This window comes from Parabacteroides sp. AF17-3 (genome assembly GCF_003635445.1).
GTDB classification, from domain to species: domain Bacteria; phylum Bacteroidota; class Bacteroidia; order Bacteroidales; family Tannerellaceae; genus Parabacteroides; species Parabacteroides goldsteinii.
Genome location: NZ_QTMM01000004.1, coordinates 16,950 through 41,736 on the forward strand (window position 1 = coordinate 16,950; position 24,787 = coordinate 41,736).

At 44.6% G+C, this 24,787-nt stretch carries 18 protein-coding genes and 1 pseudogene; 7 read left to right on the forward strand and 12 right to left on the reverse strand.

Translation table 11 applies throughout. The features are described from left to right. Nucleotides 1-13 precede the first annotated feature (13 nt). From DWW91_RS06045 to DWW91_RS06060, 4 genes and pseudogenes are all read right to left on the reverse strand, one after another. Nucleotides 14-2,302: pseudogene (locus DWW91_RS06045) on the reverse strand (GH92 family glycosyl hydrolase). Between the two features lie 17 nt (nucleotides 2,303-2,319). Then, nucleotides 2,320-4,656 carry a GH92 family glycosyl hydrolase gene (locus DWW91_RS06050; protein ID WP_122327245.1) on the reverse strand — a complete coding sequence of 779 codons (2,337 nt, stop codon included), beginning with the start codon at nucleotides 4,654-4,656 and terminating at the stop codon, nucleotides 2,320-2,322. A gap of 17 nt (nucleotides 4,657-4,673) precedes the next feature. Next, on the reverse strand, nucleotides 4,674-5,798 hold the full coding sequence (locus tag DWW91_RS06055; protein ID WP_122327246.1) for a basic secretory protein-like protein: 1,125 nt from the start codon (nucleotides 5,796-5,798) through the stop codon (nucleotides 4,674-4,676). Nucleotides 5,799-6,127: 329 nt separating this feature from the next. Continuing rightward, nucleotides 6,128-10,180 carry a response regulator gene (locus tag DWW91_RS06060; protein ID WP_122327247.1) on the reverse strand — a complete coding sequence of 1,351 codons (4,053 nt, stop codon included), beginning with the start codon at nucleotides 10,178-10,180 and terminating at the stop codon, nucleotides 6,128-6,130. Nucleotides 10,181-10,399: 219 nt separating this feature from the next. On the opposite strand from DWW91_RS06060, the gene DWW91_RS06065 reads away from it, so the two are divergent. The 5 genes from DWW91_RS06065 (at nucleotide 10,400) to DWW91_RS06085 (ending at nucleotide 13,977) form a co-directional block, all read left to right on the forward strand. Continuing rightward, nucleotides 10,400-11,512, forward strand: a complete 1,113-nt coding sequence (locus DWW91_RS06065; RefSeq protein ID WP_122327248.1) for a TlpA disulfide reductase family protein — start codon at nucleotides 10,400-10,402, stop codon at nucleotides 11,510-11,512. An 11-nt stretch (nucleotides 11,513-11,523) separates the two neighbouring features. Then, nucleotides 11,524-11,967 carry an OsmC family protein gene (locus tag DWW91_RS06070; protein ID WP_122327249.1) on the forward strand — a complete coding sequence of 148 codons (444 nt, stop codon included), beginning with the start codon at nucleotides 11,524-11,526 and terminating at the stop codon, nucleotides 11,965-11,967. Between the two features lie 124 nt (nucleotides 11,968-12,091). After that, nucleotides 12,092-12,784, forward strand: a complete 693-nt coding sequence (locus DWW91_RS06075; RefSeq protein ID WP_007658684.1) for an iron-sulfur cluster assembly scaffold protein — start codon at nucleotides 12,092-12,094, stop codon at nucleotides 12,782-12,784. After that, nucleotides 12,777-12,968 carry a hypothetical protein gene (locus DWW91_RS06080; RefSeq protein ID WP_007658685.1) on the forward strand — a complete coding sequence of 64 codons (192 nt, stop codon included), beginning with the start codon at nucleotides 12,777-12,779 and terminating at the stop codon, nucleotides 12,966-12,968. Before DWW91_RS06075 ends, DWW91_RS06080 begins: the two co-directional genes overlap by 8 nt. Before the next feature lie 7 nt (nucleotides 12,969-12,975). Further along, nucleotides 12,976-13,977 carry a GGGtGRT protein gene (locus DWW91_RS06085; RefSeq protein ID WP_122327250.1) on the forward strand — a complete coding sequence of 334 codons (1,002 nt, stop codon included), beginning with the start codon at nucleotides 12,976-12,978 and terminating at the stop codon, nucleotides 13,975-13,977. Between the two features lie 73 nt (nucleotides 13,978-14,050). On the opposite strand, the gene DWW91_RS06090 is transcribed toward DWW91_RS06085, so the two are convergent. From DWW91_RS06090 to DWW91_RS06105, 4 genes are all read right to left on the reverse strand, one after another. Further along, nucleotides 14,051-14,473 carry a GNAT family N-acetyltransferase gene (locus tag DWW91_RS06090; protein ID WP_007658722.1) on the reverse strand — a complete coding sequence of 141 codons (423 nt, stop codon included), beginning with the start codon at nucleotides 14,471-14,473 and terminating at the stop codon, nucleotides 14,051-14,053. A 64-nt stretch (nucleotides 14,474-14,537) separates the two neighbouring features. After that, on the reverse strand, nucleotides 14,538-15,116 hold the full coding sequence (locus DWW91_RS06095; RefSeq protein ID WP_122327251.1) for a Crp/Fnr family transcriptional regulator: 579 nt from the start codon (nucleotides 15,114-15,116) through the stop codon (nucleotides 14,538-14,540). Nucleotides 15,117-15,238: 122 nt separating this feature from the next. Continuing rightward, on the reverse strand, nucleotides 15,239-15,871 hold the full coding sequence (locus DWW91_RS06100; protein WP_007658724.1) for a hypothetical protein: 633 nt from the start codon (nucleotides 15,869-15,871) through the stop codon (nucleotides 15,239-15,241). Nucleotides 15,872-15,873: 2 nt separating this feature from the next. Next, complete coding sequence (locus DWW91_RS06105; protein ID WP_229102585.1) at nucleotides 15,874-16,392, reverse strand: DsbA family protein; 519 nt, start codon at nucleotides 16,390-16,392, stop codon at nucleotides 15,874-15,876. Between the two features lie 111 nt (nucleotides 16,393-16,503). On the opposite strand from DWW91_RS06105, the gene DWW91_RS06110 reads away from it, so the two are divergent. Then, a complete protein-coding gene (locus DWW91_RS06110) occupies nucleotides 16,504-17,727 on the forward strand; it encodes a DUF763 domain-containing protein (RefSeq protein ID WP_122327253.1) in 1,224 nt (407 codons plus the stop codon). A gap of 578 nt (nucleotides 17,728-18,305) precedes the next feature. On the opposite strand, the gene DWW91_RS06115 is transcribed toward DWW91_RS06110, so the two are convergent. Together DWW91_RS06115 and DWW91_RS06120 are read right to left on the reverse strand one after the other, a co-directional pair. Then, nucleotides 18,306-18,764, reverse strand: coding sequence for a hypothetical protein (locus DWW91_RS06115; RefSeq protein WP_122327254.1), 459 nt, complete (start codon nucleotides 18,762-18,764; stop codon nucleotides 18,306-18,308). Nucleotides 18,765-18,773: 9 nt separating this feature from the next. Then, nucleotides 18,774-20,501, reverse strand: coding sequence for a serine protease (locus DWW91_RS06120; RefSeq protein WP_122327370.1), 1,728 nt, complete (start codon nucleotides 20,499-20,501; stop codon nucleotides 18,774-18,776). Nucleotides 20,502-20,833: 332 nt separating this feature from the next. On the opposite strand from DWW91_RS06120, the gene DWW91_RS06125 reads away from it, so the two are divergent. Then, on the forward strand, nucleotides 20,834-22,402 hold the full coding sequence (locus tag DWW91_RS06125) for an ATP-binding protein (RefSeq protein WP_007658735.1): 1,569 nt from the start codon (nucleotides 20,834-20,836) through the stop codon (nucleotides 22,400-22,402). A 28-nt stretch (nucleotides 22,403-22,430) separates the two neighbouring features. On the opposite strand, the gene DWW91_RS06130 is transcribed toward DWW91_RS06125, so the two are convergent. Together DWW91_RS06130 and DWW91_RS06135 are read right to left on the reverse strand one after the other, a co-directional pair. After that, on the reverse strand, nucleotides 22,431-23,615 hold the full coding sequence (locus DWW91_RS06130; RefSeq protein ID WP_007658737.1) for an ABC transporter permease: 1,185 nt from the start codon (nucleotides 23,613-23,615) through the stop codon (nucleotides 22,431-22,433). Then, entirely contained in the window at nucleotides 23,599-24,783 is a 1,185-nt protein-coding gene (locus tag DWW91_RS06135; protein WP_007658738.1) for an ABC transporter permease, read from the reverse strand. The genes DWW91_RS06130 and DWW91_RS06135 overlap by 17 nt, the downstream gene beginning before the upstream one ends. Nucleotides 24,784-24,787 lie beyond the last annotated feature (4 nt).

A 24,787-nucleotide genomic window follows, 5' to 3' on the forward strand; every position in this document is an offset into this window, starting at 1 on the left:
AGTTCAAATATTTCTAGTTTTTTATCTCTTTAGAGAATGAATAAGGTGCATCCTTTTCCTCTGTGCCACGGGTTTTGTTGGGGGTGGCGGACATGGTGCAGTTGATCGTCATGCCACGCAACAGGTCTTCGTGGGTCAGGTAGTTGCGGGTGTAATTCTTGCCGTTTACCTTCATGGTCGAGATGTAACGGTTCGCTGCATCATTGTTATTGGCATTGATCACTACCTTCTTGCCGTTTTCCAGATTCAGCGTCACGCTTTTGAATAATGGAGAGCCTAGGATATACTGGTCAGTTCCCGGGCAGACCGGATAGAAGCCGAGTGCAGAGAACACATACCAGGCAGAAGTCTGTCCGTTATCCTCGTCACCGCAATAGCCGTCGGGAGTGGCGAAGTACAGCTTGTCCATCACTTCGCGTACCCAATACTGCGCTTTCCAGGGTTCACCGGAGTAGTTATAGAGATAGATCATATGCTGAATCGGCTGGTTACCATGAGCATAATTACCCATATTCATGATCTGCATTTCGCGTATCTCATGGATTACACCACCATAATAACTGTCATCGAACAAAGGCGGCACATTGAATACGGAATCCATCATTGCGTTGAAACCGGACTTCCCTCCCATCAGGTCGATCAATCCCTGTGGGTCATGGAAGACAGACCAGGTATAATGCCAGCTATTTCCTTCCGTAAAGGCATCCCCCCATTTCAGCGGGTTGAACGGAGACTGGAATGTACCGTCTTCATTACGACCACGCATCAGCTTGGTTTCCTTATCGAACAGGTTCTTATAGTTCATGGCATGTTTGGCAAAAACGGCTATTTCCGATTCCGGTTTACCCAATGCTTTTCCCAGTTTATAGATGGCCCAGTCATCGTAAGCATATTCTAATGTACGGGCGGCACTTTCGTTGATCTTCACATCATAAGGCACGTACCCCAACTTATTATAATAGTCGTAACCCAGACGGCCGGTCGATTTCACCTTCGGATGAACATTGTTCGCTCCGTGTACGACAGCCTCCCAAAGGGTTTCTATATCGTAACCGCGCAAACCTTTCAGATAAGCATCGGCAACAACCGAAGCCGAATTATTTCCTACCATACAGCCACGATGGCCGGGGCTCGCCTATTCCGGCAGGAATCCGCTTTCCTTATACGTATTCACCAAACCTTCCTGCATCTTCACATTCATCGACGGATACACCAGGTTCAGGAACGGGAACAGGCAACGGAAAGTATCCCAGAAACCGGTATCGGTAAACATATAACCCGGCAATACTTCCCCGTTGTACGGACTATAGTGCACGATATTCCCATTGGCATCCACTTCGTAGAAGCTACGCGGGAAAAGGACGGAACGATACAGACAGGAATAGAAAGTACGCAGTTTATCTACATTATCGTCATTCACCCGGATACGTCCCAACACTTCGTTCCAAGTCTTACGACCGGCATCCGCTATTTCATCAAAAGACCGTCCGCCCAACTCTTTCAGGTTCAACTCTGCCTGTTCGGGACTGATAAAAGAAGAAGCGACACGGGCATGAACAACCTCCCCGCGACGGGTTGAGAAACCGATGATGGCACCGGTATGGTTTTCCTGTGCTTCCGTTTCACCTTTGCGGATTTCGCTGTCGCCGACCGTTGCCTTATAAGTAAAAGGCTTATCGAACACGACAACAAAGTAGTTCTTGAAATTCTCGGGAACACCTCCGCTGTTACGGGTGGTATAACCGATGATCTTATTTTCTTCGGGAATAATCTTAATATAAGAGCCACGGTCGAAAGCATCGACAATCACATACGACTTATCCGTTTCGGGAAAAGTAAAACGGAACATGGCGGCACGTTCTGTCGGCGTGATTTCCGTTACCACATCATGATCGGCCAGGTAAACACGGTAATAATTCGGTTTGGCCACTTCCGCCTTATGGGAAAACCAGCTGGCACGCTTATCCTGATCGAACACCACCTTACCGGTTATCGGCATGATGGCAAACTGACCGTAATCGTTTATCCAGGGACTGGGCTGGTGTGTCTGCTTGAAACCCCGTATCTTGTCGGCATCATAGGTATAGGCCCAGCCGTCTCCCATCTTTCCGGTTTGAGGCATCCAGAAATTCATACCCCAAGGCATTGCAATCGCCGGATAGGTATTTCCTGTGGACAAGGATATTTTCGACTGGGAGCCGACCAGGGGATTCACGTAATCCACCAGTTCGGTCTTATCCGCAGCCTTCATCGTGAAAAGACTGCTGCAAAAGGCAATAGCCAAAATAAATAACTTCTTCATGGAATATAGAATAATGATTAGTTAGCAGATAACGAATAGGGTTTGTCGTCCCCGGTAAATACACGCTTCTTATTCGGTGAAGAGGTCATTTCAAAAGTCAGCTCTCCCCCATTCATAATATCTTGTTGCGTGATATAGGCTTTTGTATACGGTTTGCCGTTCAGACGGACAGATTTGACATAGCGGTTCTTATCGCTGACCTTATCCGCCCTGACTTCAAAAGTCTTCCCGTTTTCAAGCGATACCTTCATATAAGGCAGGTAGGGAGCACCCAACACATATTGGTCGGTTCCCGGACAAACGGGATAGAATCCCATAGCCGACAGGATATACCAGGCCGACATCTGGCCGCAATCGTCGTTACCGCACAGGCCGTCGATATTATTACGGTACATCTTGTTCATGATTTCACGCTGCCAGTATTGGGTTTTCCAGGGTTGGGTAGTCCAGACATACAGGAATGGAATATGGTGGCTCGGTTCGTTGCCATGCACATAGCCGCCTAAAAGTCCTTCTTTGGTAACATCTTCTGTTTCGGCAAAGAACTCGTCCGGCAGATGCATCGTGAACAGCGAGTCGAGTTTGGACACGAAAGACTTGTCGCCTCCCATCAATTGAATCATATTGTTTACGTCCTGAGGGACATAGAAAGAATAGTTCAGGGCATTTCCTTCGATAAACCCTTCACCATGCGTACTCAACAGACTGAAGTTTTCTTTCCAGCGTCCGTCCGAATAACGGGGACGGGCGTAACCGATACTTGTGTCGAACACATTGATATAGTTGGCTGCCCGTTTTTTATATTGGTTTGCCACCCGGTCGTTTCCTGCCAGACGGGCGGTATTATAAATCGTCCAGTCATCGTAAGCATATTCCAGCGTTAAGGAACCGGCACTTCCGTTATGATCGAGTGCAACATATCCTTTTTCCATATATTCCTTCGTTCCGTCATAATAAGGAATGGTAGAACTGCTGACCATCGCTTGCAGGACTTCCTCTTTATCCAGCGGCAATCCTTTTGCCACGGCATCCGCCAGTACGGATACGGAATGATAACCGATCATACACCAGTTTTCATTTGCCATATGGCTCCATACCGGCAACGCTTTATGTACGCTTTGTTCGCAGTGTTTCAGCATGGAGCGGGCAATATCGGTATTTACCTGGCGGTTAATGATATTGAATAACGGATGCAAGGCACGGTAAGTATCCCAGACAGAGAAGACCGTATAGTTTGTAAAATCGTCGGCCTTGTGAATATTTCCGTCCAAACCGCGGTACTGCCCGTCGACATCGGTATAGACACACGGATTAATCATGGTATGATACAAAGAGGTATAAAGCATAGCCAGCTGGTCGTTGTTACCTTTTGCCTCTATGCTGGAAAGTTCCTTGTTCCAGGTATCCGAAGCCTTTGCCGCCAATTGGTCGAAGCTGTAACCGGATGCTTCCGCACGAAGATTCTTCAGGGCACCGTCGGTACTCACACCGGAAAGGGCTACCTTGACTTCTAATTCTTTGGAGGTTGCCGGGTCGAAATCGAAATAGGCTACGATCTTCCGTCCGCCGATATCCGGGAAATTCTCTTTCATATTGAATTTGCCGTAACCGCCACGGTAATTCACTTTCGCCTTTTCCTCGCAACCATAATGAATGACAGGTTTGGAGAAAGACATCGCAAAATAGGTGTAATTGGTCCGTGCCCATCCGTTTGTTACGCGATAACCGGTAACCAACATATCATTCTCTACGCGGATATTTGTCCACAGGACTTTTCCGTCGTAATTGTAAATACCATGAATCATATCGAGAATAATACGCTGGTTTCCGCCATCGCCGGAAAAAGTATATTTATGAACTCCCACCCGTTTGGTGGTCGTCAGTTGCGCTTTTACGCCATAATCGGACAACATGACTTCGTAATAGCCGGGACGGGATATTTCTGTGTCGTGTGAGAAACGGGAACGGTAACCGCCGTCCGGATCGGTCGCTGTTCCGGGATTCAGTTTCAGGCTGCCGGTGGCCGGCATGATCAGTATGTCCCCCAGGTCGGAATGACCGGTTCCGCTGAAATGCGTATGACTGAAACCGACGATACTGCTGTCCTTATGCTGGTATCCGGCACAATATTCATAGGAACGGGGTTGATACTTGCCATCGACATTATGCGGGATCGTGTCGGTATCCGGACTTAGCTGCACCAGTCCGAACGGCACGCAAGCACCCGGAAACGTATGCCCCATCCCGTTTGTTCCGATGATCGGATTGACAAAGGATACTTTCTCCTGTGCCCACAGCGTTCCACCTGCCAGTGCAGCAGACAGAAATAAGGCTAAACATCTTACAGATTTCATAGGTATGTAGTATTTATTTATTCTTTTGTCAGAAACGCCTGGTATTCATTCCACATGCTTTCAATACCGGATTCTTCGCCGAAAATACACTTGATCGCCTTGTCGAAACTCCATACATCCAGGTCGCGGACGGTCAGATGGAATTTACGTATGGCATCCGGGTCTTTTGTTTTCAGCCACTGGATAAAGAAACCGGTCGTACGGTAACCATCCATCCAGTTACCACCCGGCTTACGGGTACTCATATCGAAAAACCCGGACTCTGCCCGGACGGCATCCGCCATTCCTTCTATACAGGCCCAAAATTCTTTATTCGTCGAGTATGAACCAATCCCTTTCGGTTCGAACTGGTACGCATGGACCAGCTCATGATATAAGACACCGCGTGTTTCAAAGTCGAGCTTGTAAAGCGATTCGTTCGCCGACTTCTCGATATGGCGGGTACTGTATTCGATATAAATAGCCGGAGGATTCCCGGATTTGGCAGAAACGCCATCATAATCCTTCAATGTATAATGAATGGTCTGAACATCATTCATAGTATCTTTTGCCGTATAGAAAAGTATTTCCGCCACCTTGCGGGCATGGTATTTCAGGTAGGCATCCGGGTCTTGTACAAGGTCTGCATAGATCGCTGCACCTTTTGTTTCCGGAGCCAGTACTTCAAAGTCTACTGCGGGATATCTGAAATCTTCCCAGTCCGTAACCAGGTTCTTTTCGGAAAACAAGACATCGCCGATCACCAGCGTATCACTGCCTGCCGTTTCGGCTTCCAGCATATATTGTTTATAATTGGAAGGATTGGTTATCGGACAAAGGATTTCCTGGTAACGTGAACAGAAGCGCTGGTCTTTCCGTTCGTCTACCACCACCCAGTTCTTTCCGTCGTAGGAGCCTTTCAGTACCCAACTTGCCGGGTCATGTACAGGTGATTCGCCTGATGAATAGATTTTATAACTTTGGATAGGAATACTGTATTGAGGATCAAAAACAATCCGATTCAGTTTCCGGGCTCCTGTATAGTATGTTGTCGGGTCCCCATCCGACAACTCAGGTACATTCACCGAAATATTTTCCCGACATGCTGAAAGCAAAAAACTACCAACTACAATTACAAATATATTAATGCAACACAACTTCATAAAATTAAAACAATAAAGTATTCACTATCCAAAGTATAAAACAACTCCCTGATACACTCCCGCCTCAAATGCCAATCAAGCGAAGTGTTTCTATTCATTGCTCAAATCATTCTGTATTCATATTAAAAAGCATTATCGGGTTTCAAAAATCTGAATGCAATATTACCGGATTGTTCTTTTCCCGCATTACTACTGGAATACCAAAAGAGTGTCACAATATGCACCCGGCACATTATGACACTCTTTTGGCAAATCAGGACACTCACGGGATAATGGTTGAAATCAGTACTTTCCACCGGAAGTTTTACATATTCCTGGCGGAATCGCTTTTATCTCCCCGGAAGTTTTACTTTTTGCTTATTGCGGTACTCGGTAGGCGTCTGATTATATTTGGCAGCAAATTCCCGGTAGAAATAAGACCTGTTCGAAATGCCGACTTTATAGATAATTTCCTGTACGCTCAGATTAGTCGTCACCAATAACTGCGCAGCATAATTAAACCGGTAATCCTTGATAAAATCGGAAGGAGTGAGCGGAGATATCTTCTTGAAACGGCGGTAAAGCGACCGGGTATTCATGCCCATCTTTTCGGCTATCAGCTCCAGGCGCAGGGTTTCCTTATCGAGATTTTCCCGGATAATGGCAGTTACGGCATCCATAAATTCTTTATCTTCCTGATGAATCAGCTGTCCGCCGGATTGTTCGTAGGCGCTCTCCGGTGAATAGTAATAATCTTTCAGTTCTTTTTTGCTCGTCATCAGCCGGTTGACTACGGAGCGGAGCACCACCGCAGAAAACGGCTTGGTCAGGTAGGCATCTGCCCCCAGGTCGAGCCCTTCCGCCTGGTCGTGTTCCGATATTCTGGCAGAAACGACTATCAACGGAATATGGCGGGTAAACTTATCCGATTTCACACGGCTGATCAATTCCATCCCGTCGATCTCCGGCATCATAATATCCGTAATAATCAGGGCCGGCGTTTGTTTTTCCATCAAACGGATCGCCTCTTCCACACCGTAAGCCTCCACTATCGTATAAGCCTCAGATAAAGATTCCTTAATCAACCAGACAATATCCTTATGATCGTCCACCACCAGGACACAGGGTTTATTCTCCGGAGAAACAATTCCCGGCAATCCGGTTTCATCGATGGGAGACGAAAGGACAGGCACCGTTTCCGGTTCCTCATTTTCCGGTTCGGCTTCCTCCTCCTCGGCTTCCAGGTGTGGCAAGCGGACAATAAATTCGGCAAACCGGCCTTCTTCACTTTTCACCTCTATCGTGCCATGCAGGGATTGTACGATACTATGACAGATAAACAATCCCAGTCCGTTCCTCGACGTTGTTTGCGTATAATTGTTTCCCTCCAGGTCGCCCAATATACGGTAACGGTCAAAAATAGTCTTCAGGTCTGTTTCGGATATTCCTTTGCCTGAATTATAGACACGGATTATCAAAGACTCATTTTCCGTAGTAGCCGAAATACGTATTTCTCCGGCTTCATCCGAGTATTTAAAAGCGTTGGAAATCAGATTGACCAATATCTTCTTTAATCCGGTAGGGTCTGTATTCCAGTAAAGCTGATCCGGAAGAGACAACACGAATTTTATCCCATTCTGCTCGGCAATAGGGGTAAATGACTCGTATTGCCTGCGGATAATATCCGGGACAGAGATGCGCCTGATACTGAAATAATTCAGCCCAGCCTCTTCTATCTTACGGAAATCCAGGATTTCCTGAATCAGTTCATTCAAGCTCGCTACGTTATCCCTCAATATGCGGATATACCTTTTCAGTTTGTTGTCGGAAGTATTTTCGGCATAGGTTTGAATATAGTCCCCTACTCCGTTGATTAAAGTCAGCGGGGTACAAAGTTCGTGGGTGATATTGGCAAAGAAGTTCAGTTTGGCTTCGTACAGCTTTTCTTTCTGTTCTTCATGGATTTTACGGGCCACCTGTTGTTGTTTTTCAGCGATACGCCGGTTGATCCAATAAACCAGCACGCCTGCAAAGAGGATGGCCAGAAAAATATAGACCGCTATCGCCCAGGTACTGAGATACCAGGGAGGAAGTATTTTCAACGGTAAAAGATATTCCCGCGCATTAGAATCGTAAACATCGTTTTTATAACGGACTTTCAGGGTATAGTTTCCGTAAGGCAGCTTGGTAAACGATATTTCATTGCTCTTTTGTAATTCCGTCCAGGCCGTATTATAATCTTGCAACAGATAAGAATATTCATAATTGTCACCATGGATATAGTCGGTGGCAACAAATGAAATGGTAAAAGTCGAAACGTCCGGAGGAATTGTTACAGGGCCGGGATTCGCATCCGCATAATCGTAAAGACTGATGGTTTCGTCTCCCATCTTCAACTCAAAGAAATGCAGGTCGGGACTATAGCTTTCCTGCCGGTCGTTTTGCGGGTCGATCCATACCAGCCCATCGACGCCCCCGAAAAACAGACGTCCGGTATAAGGGCATTTCCAGTAAGCGTCGTCGGAAAACTCCGTAACCATCAGTTCCTGGCTCCCATAGTTATGGAAATAGTTATTATGCGGGTTATATTTGGTTAGTCCCTTATTGGAGCTCAACCAGATACATTTATCTTTATCCTCCAATATGCCATGAATCATATCGTTGCTGATGCCGTCACTCCTGTCGTACTGCCAAAATTCACACGTCCCCGCCTGATCGCATTTCATCCGCGTCATGCCGGAACTGGCTCCCAGGTAAAAGGTCGAATCGCTGCTATAACACAGACTAAGGACATCACCGATCGCCTGGTTAGCCGAATTGTTCATCGACATAAAATCATACTGCCTCGTGAGCAGGTCGAAACGTGCCATCCCATATCCTCCGCGGCTTCCCAGATACAGGGTGGATTTTCCGTCATAATACATGGAATAAAATTCGTTACATATCTTTCCGTCCTTTTCCAGCAGGTAAGACTGAAGATACTTAACCGTCAGACCAGATTTATCCCGTTCCAGAACAACCTCGATCAACCCGTCGCCCGTCGTTGCCATCCAAAGCGTCGAATCGTTTATCTCACAGATAGAATGAACATATCTTATCCGGGTATCTATCTTGCTGGGAAGCGTATGGACTTTCTCATCCTCATAAGAATAATAAGAAAGGCCGGGGCCGTCTGTACCAATCCACACCAGGGGATGATACAGGCTTTTGAAAAAGCAATAGACCCGGTTGTTAGACAGGCCGTCTGCCGTTGTATAACGGGCGATCCGGTCTAGCGGGATCTCCCCTTTTGCATAGGAATCATACTCTTTTATACGAACAAAGCCATCCCCTTTCGTTCCGAACCATAGTGTCTTATCTTCATCCGTATAAACGGAACGAACCGGATTGAGCATTACAAAAGGTAAATCTTCCAACGCCAATCCGTCAAAACGTTCATATTTATCGTACAACATTCTGAGTCCCTGCCCATCCGTACCAATCCAGAGTATTTGTTGTTTCTTGTCTTTAAACATACTAAAGACACCGATATTCAGATCGATAGCTTCTTCCGGTTTATCAGGATCAAGCAACAGGCCGTTCCTGAACACCAGATACAGTTTCGACTGAAAAGAGACTACACGGGCTACCTTACCATATTTTTCCATCCATCCGGAAAGATCAGACAAATATGTTTCTTTGTTCCCCTCCGTCCGGTACCGGTACAGTTTTTTATCGGCATCGACATAATAAAGAACGTCCTCTTCATAAAAAGCCTGTTCTATCGGTTTATCATGTATCTTGTTTTCCTTTGTTTTTATCGTTAAAGGCAGTTTCGAATAATCCGGAATGAGTTGCTTCAAAACCCCGTCTGACGAGAGAAGATAAAAACGGCCTTGCTCGCCTACAAATAATAACCTTGCTGTTTCCGGTGTTATGTCCCGCGTATAAATGTCCTGAAAGGAAGCTGTACGGGAAGTATGGCAGGATATAAAATTCTTCCGGCTGACAACCAGGGTATTTTCTAAAGAATCCGTTGCTATAAGAAGACATTCGGGATATTCAGGATATGACTCGGTCACTTTACGGTCTTTCAGCGAAAACCGGTTCAGTCCCATCGAGGTAGACACCCAGAGATACCCGGGACCGCCATCTGAGATTTTATTGATAATGTTACTGCAAAGGGTATTCTTATTATCCGGTTCAAAACGATAGACATAGGTATTTCTCCCGTTGAACAGGTTCAGGCCATCGTAAGTTCCGATCCACATATAACCGCGATCGTCCTGATATATATCGATAATTGCATTATTCGACAGGTCGATATTTGCTTTATGCAGCGAAACCGCCGCCTCCCCGCCTGGTAAAGCACAAAGCAAAAACAAGCAGAGTATCATCAATTTCATACATAAAAGCCGTAGCATTGTCCGTTTGTTATTATTGGTCCGAATCATAGTATTAATATTTGTAGAATAATCTCCCGATAACTGCCGGTAAACCCCGGTATATCGATCAGGCAACAAATATAATCCATCTTTTCGGTAATATTAGAACTTTTTAAGCATAAAGAAATAAACTATAATTAATAAAGCGATAACTTCGCGAATCACAAGGTGATGACATCGTTTTAACACATATAATATATGAAAAAGTATCTTCCATTGGCTGCCTCCGCCCTGCTTCTTGCAGCTTGCAGCGAAAAACCGGGTTACGAAATAACCGGTACAGTTTCAAACGCCGATCTGAACGGAAACTACGTATATCTTTATGAATACGGAAAACCGGACGTTTTACCTTTCGACAGTGCGCTGGTAGAAAACAATGCATTCAAATTCAAAGGTACCCAGAATGAATCGCAAATTACGATCATTCAGTTTTCGCCCGACGTTGTCAAGACTGAACGCGGTATGGCAACTCCGTTCAAGACAACGTTTACACTTGAAAACGGCAAACTCACTATCAACCTGGATACCTTGTCAATCGTAACCGGCACCCCGGCCAACGATGCAGAAAAAGCAATGAAAGATAGTCTCAAGCCTTTCATTGACGAAATGGGAAAACTCGGGGATGAGATCCGTTCCGAAGACAAAGCAATTGCGGCTGCGGCTGAAAAGAAATATGATGAAATCAGCGACAAAATAACCAAAGCCGTATGCAATTATATTCTGGCTCATATGGACCAGAAAATGTCTGCCAAATATTTATACGAAAACCGTTACAACCTGAGTGAAGAGCAGCAGAACGAAATACTGTCGAAAGCCGACTCAACCTTTAAGGCACAGCCGAATATCGACAAAATGATCAGCCACCTGGAAGTTCTGAAAAACGTAGCCGTCGGCAAAAAGTTTACTGATTTCGAAATGGCTGATCCGAAAGGCGAAGTACATCAATTGTCTGAGTTCGTCGGTAACGGTAAAGTTGTCCTTATCGACTTCTGGGCTTCCTGGTGTCCTCCTTGCCGCAAAGAAATGCCGCATCTGGTCGAATTACATAAACAATATAAGAATAAAGGATTCGAAATCGTCGGTATCTCTTTGGACAGCAAACCCGAAGCCTGGGCAAAAGGCGTAAAAGACCTGAATATTACCTGGACACAGCTTTCCGACCTGAAAGGATGGCAGAATGCCGGTGCTGCTTTATATGGTGTCAACAGCATTCCTCATACCGTACTGGTCGATAAAGACGGCACGATCATCGCCAAGAATATCCATGGTGAAGAGATAGATGCCAAACTACAGGAAGCACTTAAAAAATAAAAAAGAACGATATGTCTGCCCAAATCACTCTCGACTGGAAAAAGGATTCGACCTTTGAAACCCAGATGGATGGCCATACGGTAACGATCGACACCAGCAAAGAAGACGGCGGCACCGGTTCCGGTGTCCGCCCGAAAGCCTTGATGCTGGTCGCCCTGGCCGGATGCAGCGGGGTCAATGTGATCTCTCTATTCAAGAAGATGCGAATCGGTTTTGAAAAACTATCTATCGACGTCAAAGCAGAAACAACCGATACCGTGCCGATGCTTTATTCAGCATTCTTCATCACTTTCCACGTAACCGGTAAGGCAGAGGAAAGTACCCGGATTGAAAAAGCAATCCGATTGTCGCAAGAGTACTGCGGTGTTTCGGCAATGATGAAAAAGATAGGACCTGTCACTCACCGCATCTTGCTGAATGGCTCCGAACTGAATATTCAGCCAACCGATAAATAACGAACTTAGCGTCTTGCATGGCTGAATTAAAAATTTTATCTTTGTGCGGTCTTTAAAGAAAGCGATATTACATAGAAATTAGCAAAAAGTTTTATTATCACTTTAATATAATAAATTAGCGATTATGATTTATTCACATGAAGTTCAACACATGTGTGTTGTAAAGAAGGGAGCCAACCATCCTTGTGCTCCGATTCCTGAAGAAGGAAAATGGGTTAGATCTACTCAGATCACTGACATCTCAGGTTTGACTCATGGTGTGGGTTGGTGTGCTCCTCAGCAAGGTGCATGTAAACTGACACTGAACGTAAAGGAAGGAATCATTCAGGAAGCGCTGGTAGAAACTATCGGTTGTTCTGGTATGACTCACTCTGCTGCGATGGCATCAGAAATCCTTCCGGGCAAAACACTTCTGGAAGCATTGAACACTGACCTTGTTTGCGACGCTATCAACACAGCTATGCGCGAATTATTCCTGCAGATTGTTTACGGACGTACACAGTCTGCTTTCTCTGAAGGCGGTCTGCCTGTCGGAGCCGGTCTGGAAGACTTAGGTAAAGGTCTGCGTAGCCAGGTTGGTACCATGTTCGGTACATTAGCCAAAGGTACCCGTTACCTGGAAATGGCTGAAGGTTACTGTACTCGTATGGCATTGGATGCTGACGATCAGGTAATCGGATATGAATTCATCCACCTGGGTAAATTCATGGAAATGGTAAAGAAAGGCATCGATGCTAACGAAGCTCTGGAAAAAGCTAAAGGTTCTTACGGTCGTTTCAAAGAAGCTGTAAAATATATCGATCCTCGTAATGAATAAGAAAACACTGACACGCGTCCTGACCGGGCTGATCATTCTGACTGTTATCGCGACGGTAATCACCTACTTCGTCATGAAGCCGGACCGTCCCTGGATGGCATTCTATATGGCCTGTTGCGGCGGTGTGCTTGTTTTCAACTTTCTAATATCTTTATTCCTGGTAAATAAGAATTTAAAAAAGTAAAAATAATATGGCTTTATTTGAAAGTTATGACCGTCGTATTGATACTATCAACGCGGTTTTAAAAGAATATGGTATCAACGGTATCGAAGATGCAAAAGCTATCTGCGACGCTAAAGGTATCGATCCTTATACAATGTGTAAGGAAACTCAACCTATCTGTTTCGAAAATGCATGTTGGGCTTACGTTGTAGGTGCTGCCATCGCTATCAAGAAAGGTTGCACAAGCGCTGCTGACGCTGCCGAAGCTATCGGTATCGGTCTGCAGGCATTCTGTATCAAAGGTTCTGTTGCTGACGACCGTAAAGTAGGTATCGGCCACGGTAATCTGGGTGCACGTCTGCTTCGCGAAGAAACAAAATGTTTCGCTTTTTTAGCTGGTCACGAATCTTTTGCTGCTGCTGAAGGTGCTATCAAGATCGCTGAAATGGCAAACAAAGTACGTAAAGAACCGCTTCGCGTTATCCTGAACGGTCTGGGTAAAGATGCTGCTATGATCATTTCTCGTATCAACGGCTTTACTTATGTTCAGACTCAGTTCGATTACCTGACAGGCGATTTGAACGTGATCAAAGAATATCCGTATTCAACGGGTCTCCGCTCAAAAGTAAAATGCTACGGTTGCGACGACGTTCGTGAAGGTGTTGCTGTAATGCGTGCAGAAGGTGTTGACGTATCTATCACAGGTAACTCAACTAACCCGACTCGTTTCCAGCACCCGGTAGCTGGTACATACAAGAAAGAATGTATGGAAAACGGTCACAACTATTTCTCTGTTGCTTCAGGTGGTGGTACAGGCCGTACTCTGCACCCGGATAATATGGCTGCCGGTCCTGCTTCTTATGGTATGACAGACACTATGGGCCGTATGCATGGTGACGCTCAGTTCGCTGGTTCTTCATCCGTTCCTGCTCACGTAGAAATGATGGGATTCCTGGGTATGGGTAACAACCCGATGGTAGGTGCTACTGTTGCTGTAGCTGTTGCTATCGAGGAAGCTATGAAGAAGTAATTAGATTATTACTGACATATAAACTCCTGTAATCGTTATGGTTGCAGGAGTTTTTTTGTTTATGTACATGAAACTACAACTGCATATGTAAAATAGGATATTCTTTACCTTCTCCGTCTAAGTTCGACCTTTTATATATGCTAAAACCCATATACTTATAAAAACCGACAGCTTGAATATTTTGCTCATTCACATCGACTTTAGTTACTTGCAAATTACCTATAGCATAAGTAATTAACCTTTTTCCTATTCCTATGCCTCGATAATTATCGTCAACAAATAACATTTCAAGATTTCCTTCTGCAATTCCCATAAATCCGATTAAGATTCCCTCTTGTTCAAATCCGAATAGAGTGACATGCTGAAAATATACCGGAAGTTGTTCCTTATAGTATAGAAAATCTTCCTCTTTAAGAAAATCATGTGTACTCGATACTGCACTTTCCCAAATTTCCATCAAACGTGGATAATCCGTAGCTTTAACTTTTCTAATCATAATTGTAATTGCTATTTAAAGCCGCAAAGTTCGGAACCTATATACTCAAAGCACTGAACCCAAGTTAAAAAATACGTTTACGGATTCTGCTTAGTGCTTGCGGTGTGATACCCAAAAAAGAAGCTATATCTTTTAGTGGTATATAGTTTAATGTAATGCCATATTCTTCAATCATCTGTAGATAATACTGTTCAGGAGAATATTTAATCAAATCGATATTTCTTTCCAAAAGTTTATTCAACAATATAGCATTCAAATCTTCAAATACAGTTTTTACCTTAGGGATAGCAGTATATAGTTCATTTACTTGTTTCTTGCCTATTCGGTAAATAACGCTATCTACAGCTGTTTGCACATTAAATGCAGACCTTGTTTGTAATGTAAAAGATATATTCGACATTGAAAACGTACCCTCTTTACAAAACCAAAAAATTTGTTCTTCCCCTTTATGATTTAAAAGCCAACAACGCAATATTCCATCAAAAACGAAATAACTATACCTTTCTGTTTCTCCTTCTTTAATCAAAAATGTACCTTTACTAACCAATATTCGTTCAAAATATTGGTCAAATAACTTAGATTCCTCCAAATTAAAAGTATTAGTGCTAAAATTAAATTCTTTAAGTAGTTTTTCTAAAAGCATAATCTAAATATAATTCGTAATATACTTACTTATTTGATATATTCACTATTACTTCCGTTCTCCTTATTTGATCTCATATTCAGTGAGATATATTTTCATGAACAAATATACGCAATTAATAACTATCTTCGTCCCCCATTCCTTCCGTTTGTATTTGATCTGTCATTCGTTTTTGACTGACTATTCGTTGGATTTCTATACTGTTCCGTACGGTTACTCGTTCCGCTATTCGACGGACGGGTAACTTCCGAAGGTTTTGTCTGCGGACGATTGGTTTCCGGACGGCTTGGCCTATTCGATTCGGGACGATTCGAGCCGGGTCTGTTGGACTCCGGACGACTTGGTCGATTGGACTCCGGGCGATTCGAACCGGGACGGTTAGGCTTGTTCGGACGGTTCGGGTGATGATGGTCCGGAGGGTAAATATAAATAGGACGGCCATAATCCGGGAATATCATCGGAGGAGCTACCGGTGGAATATAGGTTACATCGTCATACAAATATTCATATCCTGTCAGATAGTTATCCCAGAACTCCAACGCATACACTTCATCACGGGCTGTCCGGTATTCCAGAACCTCCTGCACATAACCATCTTTCTTGTTTACAGCCAATACCCGGTTGGGAGGCCCCATCAGGTTCTCCACCTCGGCAACGGTCATGCCTGTAGTCAACATTCCCAAATCCAGGTATTTATATGCTCCGCAAGCTACCAACAAGAAAGAGGCCAGTATGAACAAACTTATTTTCTTCATAATTACTTAACGATTAAAGACTCCAGATATTCCAGAAACTCTGAATTCATCCAGTTCCCGTCAAACTGTTCGCCATTGACGAAGAAAGTCGGGGTTCCCTGTACATCATTTTCCAATCCGGAATCGTAGTCATCTTTTACTTTCTGATAGAAACGGTCTTTGCCGAAATCCGTTTCAAACTCCGCTGCATTTATTCCCAGCTTCCTGGCATATTCCAACAGGTAATAATCGTCCAAAGCATTCTGATTCTCGAAAAGAAGGTCGTGCATTTCCCAGAACTTCCCATGAGAAGCAGCGATCTCAGTAGCAATAGCTGCGTGCAAAGCGTGGGGATGCAACTCTGTCAACGGGAAATTACGAAAAACAAATTTAACCTTGTCCCCGAGTTTCTTCTGTATGTCCTTTACTATATGATAAGCCTTTTTACAATAAGGACACTGATAATCAGCATACTCTATCAATTCTATCGGCGCATTGACCGGACCTTGAACGTGGTCGTTCTTATTTACTTCCAAATACATAGCTGTTACTATTTGATTTCTAATTAATAACATCACAGACTTTTCTTTTGTTGTTTATATTAGCATTTCATTAACTGAACCGATCCTGTTTTTTTAGCTATCTTCGCATCTATGAAAAGAGGTACAGCTGATTTACCATTACATTACGGGACTGTCCCACCCTGGTTGGCCGAACGAATGAGCCTGCTTGGCGGAGCTATTGCAGAAGCCATCATCATCGAATACGGACGTCCGGCTTTGTTGCAACGCCTGAGTGATCCGTTCTGGTTCCAATCGTTAGGCTGCGTGCTGGGGATGGACTGGCATTCGTCTGGTATTACAACGTCTGTTATGAACGCCCTGAGAAAAGCGATCAATTGCCGTTCGGAAGAACTTGGCGTGTATATTTGCGGAGGGAGAGGTAAATTTTCGAGAGAAACACCTAATCAATTGCTGGAGGTGGCCAACAAAACCGGATTAAACGGGAATGAATTGGTAAGACACAGCAAACTGGCTGCCAAAGTCGATAATACTGCTGTACAGGATGGTTTTCAACTTTACCTGCATACATTTATTGTCACAAAGGAAGGTGACTGGTCTGTCATCCAACAAGGGATGAACCCGAATGAACGTATGGCACGGCGCTACCACTGGCTTTCTTCCTCTTTACGTTCTTTTATGGAGGAACCGCATACGTCTGTCTGCGGAAGAAATCAGGGATTGATCCTCAACCTGACCGATAAACTTGCGGCCCCGACCAAAGAAGGCATCATGGAATTGACAAAGGAATCGCCGGACAAACTAATGCGTGAAGTATCCATCATCCTGCCCAACCATCACGAAGTAAAAGCCGAAGACGTAAACCTCAAACGGCTCGGAGCCGCCCTCATCCTGGCACACGAAACCAATGTATCCGATATGGAATCGTTGCTTTTGCTGGAAGGAGTCGGACCGCGCACGTTGCAATCTCTTACATTGGTCAGCGAAGTAATACACGGAACCCCTTCCCGCTTCTCCGATCCGGCACGTTTCTCTTTTGCCCACGGAGGGAAAGACGGACATCCGTTCCCGGTTCCGACAAGTGTTTATGATGAGACTATCGAAGTCTTTGACAAGGCAATCCGTCAGGCACGGCTTGGAGAAAAGGACAAATCAAATGCCTTAAAGAACCTGTCCAAAATATCCCAGGAGATGGAGAAAAGTTATACTCCGAGTAACTATTTCGACGACTGGGTTCAACATGAACGGGATACGTCTTATAAATATGGTGGTAAAACCGTTTTCGGCAATGCTAAAAAGCCGCAAAAGAAAGAGGATAAAGGTAAAGGCGGGATACAGTTAAGTTTGTGGGATTAGCAATTCAATTATTGACTAAATTTGAATGTGTCTTAAAAACAACTTCATCGAATCTACTGTCATACTATCATTTTAAAGAGTAACACACTAATTATAAAAGCATTACCTTATGATAGTTATTGTTGTTAACTGTCATTTATCTATCATGCAACTATCATAGTCCTATCCGGAAACCCAAGGCAAGCTTCTTATTTTGCTGAAGTATATGACTTATTTTCAAGGAAGTAATTACTTTTGTTGTTTGAGACCCGGGTCTCAAGATTGCCGACACCCGGGTCTGAGCATCGTCAACATCCGGGTGTAAAACAGGATAAAACGGGCATCCTGACAACAATAAATAGGTGTTTTAATGAAATAGGTCTGTATATTCCGGTAAAATATGATAGTTGAATGATAGATAAATGACAGTTAACAATAACAACTATCATAGACTAATACACTAATTATAGGCATATTACATTAGACTATGATAGTATGATAGTTGATTTCAAAAACAATAGATATAATTGCTTTATAGTTCAGTTATTATCAGATTTGAATGTTACTTTTCTCTTGATAGAAAAGTAAGGTCAATTAATTCAACGTCTCACCAACGTATATTTATAGGCTGTCTCTGTACAATCCTGAATAAATAGTGTATCACCTTTGATAGCTAACGGATAAGAAGGACTCGTTTCTAAAAACACATCCATCAGATAGGCTTCGTAGCCCGCTCCCGTATCGGCTTTCCGCCAGTTCAGGTCGCCCGGTTCGTCTTTGCCTTCTTCTGTCCAGACGTATTTATCGCCGTTGAACTGGATGAAAGTATTTTCAAACTCACAAAGCTGAGTGGTATTCTGTCCGTTTACCAACTCCCATTTTCCCTCGACCAACTCTTTGATTTCGGGCAATGACTTATCGAAAAGGGTTGTTTGAACCGTTGTACGAGTCTCCGACTCCTTACTGTCTTTTTGTCCTGACTTACCTTTACAACTACTTGTACCGATCAGACACAAGCCCAAGGCAACCACAATGAAAATACTTTTTACACTATTCATATCCGGATCTTATTTACAATGTTCCTTTATCAGTCTTTCAGCCAACGGGTCACCCAGTTCTTTCGCTTTGTTCAGCGCTTCACAGGCTTCCGCTTTCTTTTCCATACGCACATAACAGATACCTTTCAAACGGTAGCAAGCCGCAAAATCGGGAGCCACTTTCAATGTTTCCTCGATGCTAGCCAATGCGTCGGTATAATTTTTCATGCGGACATATACAGATGCCTCTTCCGCCCGATAATCGGGTACATCAGGACTCAGACGAACCGCTTCCTTGATATCAGCCAAAGCACCTTCCATATCACCGGCACGGAATTTTGCCTGTTCACGGTAGAAATAAAAACTACTGCCGACATCGCCTTTCATTGCCTTATAATACAGGTCATAATCGGCTATCGCTTCCGCATATTGAGACAAACGAAGTTTCCAGTCTATTCGTTCCAAAATATACTGGCCGGCTTCGGAAGTAAGAGGCAGGCCGCATTCGTCTACTGCACCGTCCAGCAAAGCAATCACATCGCCGATATTGAATCCGGGAGTATTTTCTTTCGCCTTGGCTGCCCAGTAAAAAGAGTTAGGCGATGCCAGGTCACTGTTATTCACGACCATATATTCGTTATAAGCCTGGTCGAATTCTTTCAGGTAGAAATGAATATCACCCGCCAACTGATGGTAAACAGGAGCGTCATCCTCTTCGATAGCCTTTTGGATAGTTTGTTGTGCAGCCTGTACACTCCATGCCGGATCGGTCAGCGTGGTATCACCGGCAGACACGCCATAGATCAGTTTCGCTTTATTATAATATACATCCCCTTTCTTATCACTGTATTTGGAAGCTGTTTCAATATCATCCAATGCCAGTTTCAGATAATTAGCCTGTTCGCCCGAAGTAGCTGCCAGCTCGGCACGACGTCCGGCATAATGGTTGGCACGGTTCAGATAACCGTCGGCCGAATTCGGGAAAGTTGCAATAAAATCATTCAGTGTTTCCAGATATGTTTTTGCATCCTGCGTACTTCCTTTCAGGAACAGAGCCACCTGAGCCTGCTCCACATCAACCGGCCAGGCTTTCTTGATACCGATATTATTATAAACGGAGTTCAGGAAATCGGTCGACGAAACGGCGAGGTTGTTCACATAAGAGGCTGAGACAGCATATGATACATCCTTCTTTCCGGAAGCATCGGCCTGTGCCAGTCCGAACACCTCACCTTCGGCATTCAATATCGGTGAATTCACCCGGCCATCTTCCAGCGGAACGGATAATTTATAGTAACTATACGGATCTTTCAGTTTGCTGACTTCCGTAATCGTGCCCTGTTCGAAATCTGCTTTCTTTTCAGTCGAATAAGGTAACAAATAAGCGACAGTGCCTACCGCCAGCGGATCGGCAGCAATCGGGAAAAACTGTACTTTCTTCGGTGTTTCCGCTTTTACCTTGATGACATCATACAATTCATCGGCACCGATCACTCTTGTAACCGGATAAGTTTTTCCTTCCGTATCCGTCACGGTTGCTTTTTCCGCCCCTTTGAATAACTCGTAGGCAGAAAGGACATCTCCCGTTTCAGAGACAAAAATACCGGTACCCGAGGTCAGCTTAGCTCCGTCTTTCCCGTATGTAGTGATTAAAACAACCGCTTTTTTACTTTTGTCCATCCATTTAGGGGCGTTCTTCTGCGCAGTTGCCGGCAATAAGTGGCAACAAATCAAAATTAGTAGTAGTATTCGTTTCATTTCTTTTCTCATGTTATCAGATATGCCGACAAATGTAATACTTTATTATCTTTGTACATATTGTCTGAGTATAAAATTATCCGCTTATGAAACTTAAAATGTTATTTCTTATGTGTCGTTTACCCATACCATTACGGCGACACAAAGGTGGAAGAGATCAAAGAAAAACTGAAAAACAGCAATATAGACGTACACATCAGAGAGATGCAATAATAAATTCCTGTGATCTTCGGCATGATGGGATTTTTACGAGGAAATGAATAAACATTCCTTATCAGTGAATACAAAAGATTAGCTATATTTGTGTTCGCAACAACTAAAAGACATTCGTTATGACACCGATAAATCCATTCAGAAAGCTCCCTATCGGGATACAGGAATTTGAGAAGCTTCGTACAGAAGGTTATCTCTATGTCGATAAAACAGCTTTCGTATATGAACTGGTCTCCACTGGTGCTGCCTATTTTCTGAGCCGTCCGCGACGCTTCGGCAAAAGCTTGCTGCTTTCTACATTCAAAGCGTATTTCGAAGGAAAAAAAGAGTTGTTCAAAGGATTGGCAATCGATAGCCTTGAAACCGAATGGAATGTCCATCCGGTATTACACCTCAGCCTGAATGCAGAGAAGTATGAGTCTGCCGAACATCTGGAAGGCATTCTCGAAGCGCACCTGCAAAAGTGGGAAGAAATGTACGGGACCAATCCCGGAACCTCGACCTTCGCCACTCGTTTTATGGCTGTTCTGGAGAATGCCCGCAAAAAAACAGGGCACGGAGCCGTCGTTCTGATCGATGAATACGATAAGCCTCTATTGCAAACCTATCACGATGAAGCTTTGCAAAATAGTTTTCGTAGCACATTAACGGCCTTTTATACTGTTCTGAAAGATGCTGATCCATATCTGAAATTCGTCTTTATCACCGGTGTTACCAAGTTTGCGCAAGTGGGCGTATTCAGTACGCTGAATCACCTGGACGATATCAGTATCAGCTGGCGTTCAACCTATCTCTGCGGACTGACACGTGAAGAGATAGAGTCGACCTTCGGCCCCGAACTGAATGCTTTGGGAGAGGCTTCCGGCCTGACATATTCAGAAACAATGGCAAAGCTCACCCGGCAATACGACGGTTATCGCTTTATGGAAAAAGCCAAAGAAGGTGTATTCAATCCTTTCAGCGTTTTGAAGACATTCAAGGATCTGGATTTCAAAAACTACTGGTTTGCCACCGGTACCCCCTCCTTCCTGATCTACATGCTTCGTAAAACCAATTACGACCTGCGTGATCTGGATGGAATACAAGTAAGTGCCGCTTCGCTGACCGACTACCGGGTAGACTTTCAGGAACCCGTTCCTGTTATCTATCAAAGCGGTTACTTGACAATAAAGGGGTACGACGAACGGTTCATGCTTTACACCCTCGGTTTTCCGAATGAAGAAGTAAAGTATGGCTTTCTTAATTTCGTGACACCTTTATATACGCCGGTATCATCTGCAAATGCACCGTTTTATATCGGACAGTTCACAAATGAATTATGGGCCGGGCAGACCGAAAGTTTCCTGAATCGCCTGCGTGCTTTTTTTGCTGATTTCCCTTACGAATTGAATACAAAAACAGAACGCCATTACCAAGTGGTATTCTATCTGGTATTTAAGTTAATGGGACAGTTCACACAAGCAGAAGTACAAAGTGCCCAAGGACGTGCCGATGCCGTTGTACAGACACCGGACTATATTTACGTATTCGAATTTAAACTGGACGGTTCAGCCGAAGAGGCACTCCATCAGATAAACAGTAAAGGCTACCTCATTCCTTACACCGCCGATCATCGAAAACTGGTCAAAGTCGGTGTCTCATTCAACCACGAAACACGTAACATAGGCGAATGGATAACGGAAGAATAGAATAAACAAAAGATCAAGACTATACCGGCTACAGCTTCGTCTTCCGTATATTATACCGATACGCCCAACAAGCCAATACGAAATACACCGCACATTGAACCCATAAGGTGACATATTCCGTATGGATCTCTGCCATCGAGGCTCCCATCGAATTTAATTTAACGTAAGCGAGGGTTGCCGGTGCTGCCGGAATCAGGAAATGCGATAACTTCCAGTACCAGGGCATCAGTTCCAACGGATAAGAGACACCGGACAGGAAGATCAACCCGACCGAAAAGAAAGCGATCATCAGCAAAGGGGCATCCGAATCGGTAAAGACAACGGAAGCAGTCAGGCCAAAGAAACTCGTCGCCATCAGGAAAGGAATCAGTAGCATGATTATATTCCATACATTACCGATATCCGGCAAGTCGAATATCAGCGGGATCAATCCCAGCAGGAAAAGCGAAAAGACGGCATACAGCATCATATACACAAATGTCTTTCCGATCACAAGGCGTCCGGCTTGTCCGAAGGTCGGGCGATACACCTGCAACAGTTTGAACTGCCGCTCCTCTCCGCTGACCATCCCGATCACCATCAATAAGGTCTGAAACATGATAACGATCAGCACAGCCGGGATCAGATACGTTCCATATCCTTCCGTATAATTATACAAGGCGGTTCCAGCCACATTGATCGGTTTCGCCACAGATAACTGCGCGGCATCCTGGCTGGGGAGAAATACCACCATTTCAGGCCGGTAGCGGTCGTTCAGCGCTAGCATCGAACCGGCCGACGCTTCCTGCATCGCCAGGTAGTTGAGGAATGCATTGGTCGTTTCATACATGATAAAGACCGACTCGTCACCACGGGAAACCCGGTCGGTAAAGTCGTACGGCAGATATAAAATGCCGGCGGCTTCATCCATTTTCATCAACTCCTGTGCCTGCGGATAATCCTCACCGGTAGCAATCACGTCGACCTGCGGAGTGGCATTCAGCAAACGGATATACTCGCGGCTCAACTCCGTTTTCGAATTATCCACCACAACAACCGGGACATTACGGACCACATCAGGGGCGTACATATAATTATATAGCAGACCGTACATAAATATCCCCCCCATCAGCACCAACACGATGGCGAAACTGCCTGAGATGGTTTTGAACTCATTCAAGATAATGGACGATATATTGTTCAGACCAGCTTTTATGTTATTTGATATTTTCATACTTATGACTTAATATTGCACTTTTTAAATGCGGTACCATCAGAAACGCAACCAATATAAAACAGAACAACGTGCTGAAGTTCCACCAGGTATAGGCAAACCCATAATCGCCGTACAACAGGTTCTGATTGATCTCCACGAAATGACGTACCGGAAACAGGAAAGAAGTATAATAGACCGGCGCATACATGGCCGGAGCCGGAAACGTAACACCCGACAAGGTCGCCCCCAGCGAACCGACCATCGACACGATACTGATAATGATGCTGATTGCCGGAAAAAGGGAGAAAAGGAACACCGCCAGAGCCTGGGATGCGATCACGAACAGGACAGAGGTCAGGTTCAACGGCCAGAATCCACAGGAAAAAGGTATATTCATCAGACCGAACATAACATAATTAGCCAGGATGCTCATCAGGGAAAAGATGATGGTGTAAGGCAATAATTTTCCGAAAAGAGCGGTTACCATATTCATCTTCGCCGTTGCCAGCCAATCGTCACCGGTACGGAACTTTATCTCACTTCCCACCGCATAAACCGTCGTAAGCAAAATCAGCACCTGAAAGAAGATAAAGAAGAACGGATTGCTCAGATAAACGGAATAATCCAGGTCCGGATTGAATAACGGATGATTCTGTGCCCGGATAGGAACCAGGAAGGTCGACACTTCTTTCTGGCTGATTCCCATCGCTGTAGCCTGTACCACGATCGGAGCCATCGAAAAGGTGCGCAACAGACTTTCGAAAGCCCCTCTGACCTCTCCGCCGACACTCAGCAAAGCATAATGATAATAATAGGATAAAGTAGCCTGCCTCCCACCCGTCACGTCTTCCTCAAAACGGTTCGGGATAACCAGATAGCCATATATTTCTTTGGCTTGTGTCGCTTTCCGTGCGGTTTCGGCATCCGCATAATGATGCGTGACACGGAAAGTCGGAACAGCTTCGACCTGGCGGGTCAATTCGCGGGATAAAGCAGACTGGTCCTGATCGACAATACCTACCGGGATATTCTCCATCTGCCCGTTACCGAAGATCGTGGACATAAAGAAGATACAGAACAGCGGCAACACGATGCAAACCCCGAAATAGAGCCTGCGTGAAACCATCCGTTGCAGTTCGCGGCGGAGCACATTGTAAAAAGGACTATGTTGTTTATTATTACTCATAGAT

Coding starts and splice junctions, on each gene's coding strand:
- DWW91_RS06095 (WP_122327251.1), bottom strand. CDS start 15,116: ATGCTTTTAGAAAAACTACTTAAAGAATTTAATTTTAGCACTAATACT.
- DWW91_RS06065 (WP_122327248.1), top strand. CDS start 10,400: ATGAAAAAGTATCTTCCATTGGCTGCCTCCGCCCTGCTTCTTGCAGCT.
- DWW91_RS06125 (WP_007658735.1), top strand. CDS start 20,834: ATGACACCGATAAATCCATTCAGAAAGCTCCCTATCGGGATACAGGAA.
- DWW91_RS06105 (WP_229102585.1), bottom strand. CDS start 16,392: ATGTATTTGGAAGTAAATAAGAACGACCACGTTCAAGGTCCGGTCAAT.
- DWW91_RS06100 (WP_007658724.1), bottom strand. CDS start 15,871: ATGAAGAAAATAAGTTTGTTCATACTGGCCTCTTTCTTGTTGGTAGCT.
- DWW91_RS06090 (WP_007658722.1), bottom strand. CDS start 14,473: ATGATTAGAAAAGTTAAAGCTACGGATTATCCACGTTTGATGGAAATT.
- DWW91_RS06115 (WP_122327254.1), bottom strand. CDS start 18,764: ATGAATAGTGTAAAAAGTATTTTCATTGTGGTTGCCTTGGGCTTGTGT.
- DWW91_RS06055 (WP_122327246.1), bottom strand. CDS start 5,798: ATGAAGTTGTGTTGCATTAATATATTTGTAATTGTAGTTGGTAGTTTT.
- DWW91_RS06110 (WP_122327253.1), top strand. CDS start 16,504: ATGAAAAGAGGTACAGCTGATTTACCATTACATTACGGGACTGTCCCA.
- DWW91_RS06050 (WP_122327245.1), bottom strand. CDS start 4,656: ATGAAATCTGTAAGATGTTTAGCCTTATTTCTGTCTGCTGCACTGGCA.
- DWW91_RS06130 (WP_007658737.1), bottom strand. CDS start 23,615: ATGAAAATATCAAATAACATAAAAGCTGGTCTGAACAATATATCGTCC.
- DWW91_RS06135 (WP_007658738.1), bottom strand. CDS start 24,783: ATGAGTAATAATAAACAACATAGTCCTTTTTACAATGTGCTCCGCCGC.
- DWW91_RS06120 (WP_122327370.1), bottom strand. CDS start 20,501: ATGAAACGAATACTACTACTAATTTTGATTTGTTGCCACTTATTGCCG.
- DWW91_RS06070 (WP_122327249.1), top strand. CDS start 11,524: ATGTCTGCCCAAATCACTCTCGACTGGAAAAAGGATTCGACCTTTGAA.
- DWW91_RS06080 (WP_007658685.1), top strand. CDS start 12,777: ATGAATAAGAAAACACTGACACGCGTCCTGACCGGGCTGATCATTCTG.
- DWW91_RS06085 (WP_122327250.1), top strand. CDS start 12,976: ATGGCTTTATTTGAAAGTTATGACCGTCGTATTGATACTATCAACGCG.
- DWW91_RS06060 (WP_122327247.1), bottom strand. CDS start 10,180: ATGCTACGGCTTTTATGTATGAAATTGATGATACTCTGCTTGTTTTTG.
- DWW91_RS06075 (WP_007658684.1), top strand. CDS start 12,092: ATGATTTATTCACATGAAGTTCAACACATGTGTGTTGTAAAGAAGGGA.